Consider the following 760-nt stretch of genomic DNA (forward strand, 5'->3'; position numbering starts at 1 on the left):
TTCAGTGCATTATTTGCCTTTTTGCTTACGCTCATCGTGTCGCGCACAACCGATGCATCCACTTCAGGTCAGTTTTTCTTCTTGTTCAATCTCGTATCGCTCACAGCCATTATTTCTCAGCGAGGCTTTGACGTTGCTTTAGTCCGATTCAACGCTATCGCGTTTAGCAACGGAGATATTCAACAGCAAAGTGACAACTATTGGACGGCTTTAACTCGCAGTATCACATTTTGTTTCATGGCTGCCGTTACTCTATTTGTCGGCTTTTACCTTTTTCCAAATCAACTGAATCAAACCAACAGTCCAATAGTGGCGATTATGCTCGCGCTGATGTGCGTACCTTTCCTCGTATTAGGACAAACCAACAGCCGTGTTTTACAAGCAAGTAAAATGGTGGTGCCATCCCTATTCGCGCTTCAACTCGGCGTCAGTGTGCTCATGGTTTTGTTCATTATGGGCCTGAGCACACTGCACTTACAAAACATCAACGGCCTAATGACGGCATTGCTGCTGGCGAGTCTGATCGTCAGTATTGCTTCAACGACTAAATGGTTTAGCTCTGGTCAATATCAAAAGCCGACCCCGACAACAAATATCGAACTGATCTCCTCTGCGAAGCAAGTGTGGATTGGCAGCATTTTCACCAATATCCTCCAATGGGGAAGCATTGTTATTGCTGGTTTTTTCATTTCTACCACGGAGCTAGGGTTGTTAGCAGCAGCGCAACGAACATCACTACTGATTGGCTTTGTACTGATTA

General features: G+C 45.1%; 1 protein-coding gene. It reads left to right on the forward strand.

Going from position 1 to position 760, the window contains the following annotated elements; translation table 11 throughout:
* The coding region (locus R7Q46_RS26645; protein ID WP_318078151.1) for an oligosaccharide flippase family protein at positions 1–760 on the forward strand (760 nt) is incomplete at both ends.

This window comes from Vibrio sp. 811 (genome assembly GCF_033339195.1).